6 protein-coding genes and 1 pseudogene are annotated in these 6,913 nt (G+C 70.5%); 3 read left to right on the top strand and 4 right to left on the bottom strand.

Going from position 1 to position 6,913, the window contains the following annotated elements; genetic code table 11:
• A partial coding sequence (locus HG543_RS49880) for a hypothetical protein (protein WP_169352032.1) occupies positions 1 to 496 on the bottom strand: 496 nt, incomplete at its 3' end.
• Positions 497 to 523: 27 nt separating this feature from the next.
• Positions 524 to 1,453 carry an AgmX/PglI C-terminal domain-containing protein gene (locus HG543_RS49875; protein ID WP_169352031.1) on the bottom strand — a complete coding sequence of 310 codons (930 nt, stop codon included), beginning with the start codon at positions 1,451 to 1,453 and terminating at the stop codon, positions 524 to 526.
• A gap of 44 nt (positions 1,454 to 1,497) precedes the next feature.
• On the opposite strand from HG543_RS49875, the gene HG543_RS49870 reads away from it, so the two are divergent.
• Complete coding sequence (locus HG543_RS49870; protein WP_169352030.1) at positions 1,498 to 2,346, top strand: tRNA pseudouridine synthase A; 849 nt, start codon at positions 1,498 to 1,500, stop codon at positions 2,344 to 2,346.
• A 37-nt stretch (positions 2,347 to 2,383) separates the two neighbouring features.
• Here the strand turns inward: HG543_RS49870 and HG543_RS49865 are convergent, their stop codons facing one another.
• Positions 2,384 to 2,548 (bottom strand): ribbon-helix-helix domain-containing protein, encoded by a 165-nt coding sequence (locus tag HG543_RS49865; protein ID WP_169352029.1) that lies wholly within the window; start codon positions 2,546 to 2,548, stop codon positions 2,384 to 2,386.
• 59 nt (positions 2,549 to 2,607) lie between these two features.
• The gene (locus HG543_RS49860) at positions 2,608 to 3,168 is read right to left on the bottom strand and encodes a hypothetical protein (protein ID WP_246357867.1); all 561 of its coding nucleotides are present in this window, start codon (positions 3,166 to 3,168) and stop codon (positions 2,608 to 2,610) included.
• A gap of 274 nt (positions 3,169 to 3,442) precedes the next feature.
• Here HG543_RS49860 and HG543_RS49855 point away from each other — a divergent pair, with 274 nt between their 5' ends.
• Both HG543_RS49855 and HG543_RS49850 read left to right on the top strand, forming a co-directional pair.
• Positions 3,443 to 6,367, top strand: coding sequence for an nSTAND1 domain-containing NTPase (locus HG543_RS49855; protein ID WP_169352028.1), 2,925 nt, complete (start codon positions 3,443 to 3,445; stop codon positions 6,365 to 6,367).
• A gap of 22 nt (positions 6,368 to 6,389) precedes the next feature.
• Positions 6,390 to 6,913: pseudogene (locus HG543_RS49850) on the top strand (hypothetical protein); the annotation flags it as partial.

Genomic DNA, 6,913 nt, shown 5'->3' with positions numbered 1-6,913 from the left:
GCTCGGGGGGCGGGCGCGGGAAGCGCTCGGTGAACTCCTTCTTCAGCTCCGTCGGGGACTTCTCCGGGCTCCAGATGCTGTCACGCAGGGAACGGTACTCGGAGGGTGAGAGCTGCCCCCGCTCCTCGGCGTCCGCCAGGACCTCGATGACCTCGAAGGCCGGGGCCTTCTCGGGGAACTCCTGGGCCTTGAGCTCCTCCTCGGGCTCGTGCTTGGCGAGGAAGCTGAACGAGCGCGTGAGCTTCAGAGCGGTCTGCTTCTTGATGTGCAGCTCCTTGAGACAGTAGGCCTCGAAGGTGGGATAGCCCCACTCCTCGAACTTGGCCTCGTCCCGGACCTGCACGAGCAGCTTGCCCAGCTCCGCCCAGGTGGACTTGAAGCGCTTGGCCGCCGTCAGCACAGTGTGACGGAAGGTACCCGGGGGAACGCTCATCGCCTTCTTGGCGATCTCGATTTCGGCAACGGAAGCAGCGGACATGGCCCTGGTATCGGCCATGCCCGGGGGGTGGGCAAGAAAGTGGCCCTACCCCCGCCTGCCGATATTGAACGACAGGCCCACCGTGGCGCGCTCACCCTCGTAGGCGCGGAAGGGCCACTTCTGCAGCTCCGACAGGAGGCAGTCGTAGAGGGGGCCCTTCTTGAACTGGGGGTTGTCCACCCAGAGCTTGTTCACCTTCCCATCGTTGCCGATGACGAACTCCAGGGGGATGCGGGCCGCCAGCCCCGGGCTGCGTTCGGCCTCCTCCTTGAAGCACTTGAAGAGGGTCGACTTGTTGCCGGCCACCACGCGGTTGATGGCGGACTGGTCGAACTGCTGCGCCACCTCCATGCCGTCCGGGTCGGTGGCCACGGTGCCCGACGGGCGTGGGCGCTTGTCCTCGGCGCGGCTGGTGGACGCCACGGCCACGGGGCGCCCGGTGGGCGTGCCCGGCTTCGCGGGGGCCCCGGCGGCGGGCCGCTCCGCGGTGCGCGTGCCGTTGTTGTTCGTCGGGTACTCGAAGAGTTCCTCGTCGTCCCGGCGGGCCTGGGCGAGCCGGATGGTGGGCGGCTCCATCTCGATGCCCTCGAACTCCTCCTCACCGCCGAGCCACCCGTAGACGGCGGCGTTGCGAGCCACCTGCAGGCCGACGATGCCCAGGATGATGACCAGCACGCCCGCCGCGCCGCCCAGAATCGTCAGGCGTTTGCGGGACTTCTCGCGCTCCACCTGGACGGCGACCTCCACGCGGGCGCGCGCCTCCGCCCGGGCCACGTGCACCCGGAAGGCGTCCACCTCCCGCATGGGGTGGAAGTCGCGCTCACCCGCGAGCGTCACCGGCGAGTCGGGCGTCAACTCCCCCGTGGTGAGCTTCTCCACGATTTGAGCGCCGCTCACCGGTCCGAGGACCAGGTCCCCCTGACGAAAGAGCCACTGTCCTTCCACATCCGCCGCGAAGTCTTGTCCGGCCACCATTTCGCGCGCGAGTATCCCGTTTTCTCCCACCCCCTCGCAACGGCGTGCTCCCCTCGAACTCCAAGCGGATTCCCGTCGCACTGTGGATCTGGTACCGCGGCGGCAACTTCCGGGGCTTCCAGCGTCAGTCGGAAGGACCCACCGTGCAGGCGGCCCTCGAGGACGCGCTCGCCTCGGTGGGAGTGCCGGCCACCGTCATGCCGTCGGGGCGGACGGACAAGGGCGTCCACGCGCGGATGCAGGTGGTGAGCGTGCGGCTGGAGCCGGGGGACTCGGCGGAGGCGCTCATGGAGCGGTTGCCCGCCCGGCTGCCGCCGGGACTGGGGCTGTGCCTCGTGCGCCGGCCGCGCTCCTTCCATGCCCAGTGGAGCGCCAGCGGCAAGGCCTACCGCTACCGGCTCCGGCTGGGAGGCGCCCCGGACGCGGCCTGGGCGCCGTATGCGTGCGACGTGCGCGACGAGCCGCTGCTCCAGACGCCCGGCGCGGTGACGGTGACGCCCGAGCGGCTGGAGTCGCTGCTCGGCGCGGCGGTGGGGACGCGGGACTTCATCGCCTTCCACGAGAAGTCCAGCCCCCGCAAGCCGCGCACGCTGGAGTCCGCCACCCTGCACGAATTGGGCGGTGGGCTGTACGAAGCGAGGCTGAGCGGGGACGGCTTCGCGCGCTACCAGGTGCGCTACCTCGTGGGGAGCGCGCTGAAGGTGGCGGCGGGACTGCTACCCGAGGATTCGTGGAAGGCGGCGTTGGAGACGGGTGCGGCCCTGGAGGGCTTCAAGGCGCCCGCGCATGGCCTGGTGCTCTGGGAGGTCCACTACCCTCCCGAGCTGGACCCCTTCACCGCCGGGGAGCGTCTCCATCCCCCGGGGCTTCCGCGCGAGCCACCCTTCCTCTGAAGGAGTGACGCGCGGTGGGGCCCGGATCCGCCGGTCGTCAGTCGACCAGCCGGTCCTCGTACTTCGCCAGCAGATCCGAGATGGCCTCTCGGAGGTACTCGCTCTGACGGATGCGCGTGGAGCGCGACAGCTCCTTCAGGGCGTCGAGCTTCTCGCGGTTGAGCCGGAAGACCACAGAGGTGAGGCGGGGATTCATGTCCAAGTGCGCGACCTCCTACAGATGCACACACCATCTCACAGACCTGTCGGATCGCAAGATTTTCACTGCGAACCTACCGGGAAGATCCACTGCACTCCCGTGAAGGCCTCCGCGTCCCCCCGCAGACCCGCGCCGAACCCGAGCGTGACGCCGAGCCCTCCGTAGAGGGCGAATCGCTCGGAGAAGGTGTGCCGCAGGCCGAAAGCTACGCGAGGCCCCACCCACGGCCCAGAAAACGGCCGGATCACCGCGCTCAGGTCGAAGAAGGACTGCCACGCGTCGGTGCCGAAGAAGTTCCGGTAGCCGCCGATCAGCGACAGATCCGGGCCCCGCACGCTGCCGCGGATCAGCACGAACAGCTCGTCCCCGTCGTAGCCCACCGTCCGGGTGCCGCCGACATCCAGGTGCGCGTCCCCTCCGGACTCCGCGTCGTCGTCGGAGCGATTGATGTACTCCGTATAGGATCCGCCCGGGCCGAGGATCAGCGAGAGCGCCCGGCGCTCCTTGTAATAGGACGTGTCCACGGGCTCCGCCCCGGACGCGGCGGCCGGCAGCGCCACCGCGAGCGGCAAGATCACCGCGCGGATCATCCCCGCCAGCCAGGGGCCCCATCCTGACGTCATGCACCGCTCGCGAGTCATCGGTGGGCGCGCGTTCTACCAGCCTTCCGGAGCCGCGAATGCGGGTCCGTCCCGACCCACACCCCACGAGCGCCTCCCTCCCTGCCGTCTCATACGCGGAGTCACACCGAGCCCGAGCGCTGAGCATCTGGAGGCGCGCGTCACGGCGGATCGAAAATGCCGCCAATCCTGAAACGGCGCCTATTCCCAGCATCGGGGACTTCCAGGTCGGAAGCCCGGGTGCGGAAGAAGAGAGCGCCCGGGGCACGAGGCAGCCGTGGCTTTTGACGTGGACGAGCGAACCCAGGCCGCAGACGTGGAGTCCCTCTTCACGCCGAACACCGGCAACACCGGCCCCGGCACCGGAGAGGTGCCGTCCAATCCCTCCTATGGATCCAATCCCTCATTCGGGGACACGCCGCCGGAAGGCCAGGAGCACCTGCCCCGGCCGGGCACGCGCATCCACCACTACGAGCTGATCCGCGAGCTGGGCAGCGGCGGCATGGGCACGGTGTTCCTCGCGCGCGACACGCGGCTGGGCCGCCGCGTGGCCATCAAGTTCCTGCACACCACGGACCCGGACGTCACGCGGCGCTTCATCCGCGAGGCGCAGGCCACCGCGCTGTGCAGCCACGAGAACATCGTCATCATCTACGAGGTCGGCGAGTTCCAGGGCAGCCCGTACATGGTGCTGGAGTTCCTCCAGGGCCAGCCGCTCAACAAGCTCATCAAGGGCAGCCAGCGCCTGCCGCCCGCGCGCGCCGTGGAGCTGATGGTGCCGGTGGTCCGCGCCCTCGCGTGCGCCCACGAGCGCAAGATCGTCCACCGCGACCTCAAGCCCGACAACGTCATCGTCACCGACTCGGGCGGCATCAAGGTGCTCGACTTCGGCATCGCCAAGGTGCTCCAGGGCGGCGAGTCCTCGGTGGAGGTGGACGTCGACGTGGCGGCCCCCGCGGGCGCCCCGCCCTCCCCCGCCAACGAGGGCCGCGAGAAGGCCGAGCTCACGCGCCACGGCGCCATCATGGGAACCATGCCGTACATGTCCCCGGAGCAGTGGGGCATCGGCGTGGACATCGACCACCGCACGGACATCTGGGCGGTGGGCATCATGCTGTTCCGGATGCTGGCCGGGAAGCACCCGTTGGATCCGCTCTACGGCCCGCAGCTCATGGTGACGGCGCAGCTCGACGAGCCGATGCCGCGCCTGGGCGACCTGGCCCCGGACGTGCCACCGGACCTGGCGGCCGTCGTGGACCGCTGCCTGCTGAAGCACAAGGACCAGCGCTTCCCGGACGCGGCGTCGCTGCTCCAGGCGCTGGAGCCCTTCCTGCCCGGACGCTACAGCCGCGAGCTGCGCATCGACGAGAGCCCCTACGCGGGCCTCAGCTCGTTCCAGGAGGCGGACGCGGACCGCTTCTTCGGCCGCTCGCGCGAAATCGCCGCGCTGGTCAACCGCATCCAGGACCGGCCGCTTCTGGGCATCGTCGGCCCGTCCGGCACGGGCAAGTCGTCCTTCGTGCGCGCGGGCCTCGTGCCCGTGCTGAAGCGCTCCGGCGAGAAGTGGGAGTCGCTGGTCATCCGCCCCGGGCGCCAGCCGCTGACGGCGCTGGCCAGCATCATCGCGCCGCTGGTGGGCAGCTCCACCACGCTGGAGGGTGACATCCAGGAGCAGCGGCAGCTCGTGGAGCGCCTGGCGCAGGAGCCCGGCTACGCCGGCACCGTGCTGCGCAGCCGCGCGCGCCGCTCGCGCCGCAAGCTGCTGCTCTTCGTGGACCAGTTCGAGGAGCTCTACACGCAGGTACCGGACGCGAATGAGCGCCTGGCCTTCACCTCGAGCCTCGCGGGCCTCGCGGACGACGCGACGTCCCCGGTGCGCGTGGTGCTGTCCATCCGCTCGGACTTCCTGGACCGCGTGTCCGAGGACGAGCGCTTCATGGCGGAGCTGAGCCAGGGCCTCTTCTTCCTCTCCCCGCCCAACCGCGAGGGCCTGCGGGACGCGCTGGTGCAGCCGGCGGAGATGGCCGGCTACCGCTTCGAGACGCCGCAGATGGTCGAGCACATGCTCGGCCACCTGGACGCGACGCAGGGCGCGCTGCCGCTGCTCCAGTTCGCGGCGACGCTGCTGTGGGAGCAGCGCGACACGGCGAACAAGGTCCTCACCGAGCAGAGCTACCAGTCCATGGGCGGCATCGCCGGCGCGCTCGCCACGCATGCCGACAGCGTCCTCGGCGAGCTGTCCACCGCGCAGCGGGCGCTGGTGCGGGCCGTGTTCCTGCGCCTCGTCACGCCGGAGCGCACGCGCGCCATCGTCTCCATCGGCGAGCTTCGCGAGCTGGCGAAGGACTCGGGTGAAATCCAGCGCCTCATCGACCACCTCGTGCAGGCGCGCCTGCTGGTGGTGCAGACGGGAGGCGGCGCCTCGGGCGCGACGGTGGAGCTGGTGCACGAGTCGCTGCTGCACAGCTGGCCCACGCTGCGCCGCTGGCTGGACGAGGGCCAGGAGGACGCGGCCTTCCTGGAGCAGCTGCGCAACGCGGCCCGGCAGTGGCAGGCGAAGGGCTTCGACGCAGGCCTCTTGTGGCGCGGCGAGGTGGTGGAGGAGGCGCGGCGCTTCCAGCGGCGCTACCGCGGTGAGCTGCCCAAGCTCCAGCGGGACTTCCTGGAGCACGTGCTCGCGCAGGAGCAGAAGGCCGCGCGGCGGCGCCGGGCGCTGGTCATCGGCTCCACCGCGTTCCTGGGCCTGCTGGCCGTCGCCGCGGTGATTGCACTGGTGGTCATCCACAACGCGCAGCGGGAGGCGGAGCGTCAGGCCGTCATCGCCCGGAGCGCGGAGGCCGAGGCGCGCGAGGCGGCAGCCGTGGCGAGCAATCGCCTGGCCGAGGTGCAGGCCAAGGAGCTGGAGCGGCAGAAGGCACAGGAGCAGGCCGAGACCGCCAACGCCCAGGTCGCCCTCACCAACGACGAGCTGCAGCGGAAGAACAGCGAGCTGATTGAAGCGCTGGAGAACGCGAACAAGGCGCAGATGAAGGCCCGCTTCGCGAAGCGGCACGCGGAGAAGAACGCGGTGACCGCACGCAAGGCGCAGGACGAGGCCATCCGCGCCGCGAAGCAGCTCCAGACCCTGTTGCGCAAGGAGCAGGAGCGCGCACAGCGCCTGCAGTCCCAGCTCGGCAGCCCCGTCATCGACGAGTTGAAGTGAAGTGAAGCCCACGAGAATGATGATGAAGCGCTCCACAATCGGACTCCTCCTGTCGCTCGCGCTGCTGGCGCCCTGGGCGGCACCGGCCGCCGCACGGGAGGGGGCCCCGGCCGAGTCGTCGGCTCCCGCGAAGAAGGGCTCGCGCAAGGCCGCGAAGCCCTCCGGCAAGAAGCGCGCTTCCAGCGCCGAGGAAGGGGCCGACCCGTCGGCCGCGGACACGGCGAAGGCGGGCTCCAAATCGGCGAAGCGCCGCACGCGCAAGTCGGACGAAGCCTCCGGCGTGGCGTCCTCGGACGCCTCCTCGACGGGAGCGAAGACCGCCAGGCGGCGCACCCGGAAGGGTGATGGGGAGACCAACGCGGCGGCGGGCACCCGGTCGGCGAAACGCCGCACCCGGAAGGGCCTGGCGGAACCGGACGCTTCATCCATGGACGCGTCCGAGGCCACCGCGCGAAGCGCCGAGGACGCCGCGCCCTCATCGCCCGTCGCGGAGCCGGCGACAGCCACCCTCCCCGCCCCTGTCTCCTATACCCCTCCTCTAGCCCC

The organism is Pyxidicoccus fallax, assembly GCF_012933655.1.
GTDB lineage: Bacteria > Myxococcota > Myxococcia > Myxococcales > Myxococcaceae > Myxococcus > Myxococcus fallax.
The sequence above is the reverse complement of the archived record's forward strand: the minus strand, read 5'-3'. Positions and strand labels throughout refer to the sequence as shown.

Excerpts from the sequence above, each read along its gene's own strand:
- HG543_RS49875 (WP_169352031.1), bottom strand. The coding sequence starts at position 1,453 with ATGGTGGCCGGACAAGACTTCGCGGCGGATGTGGAAGGACAGTGGCTC.
- HG543_RS49860 (WP_246357867.1), bottom strand. The coding sequence starts at position 3,168 with ATGACGTCAGGATGGGGCCCCTGGCTGGCGGGGATGATCCGCGCGGTG.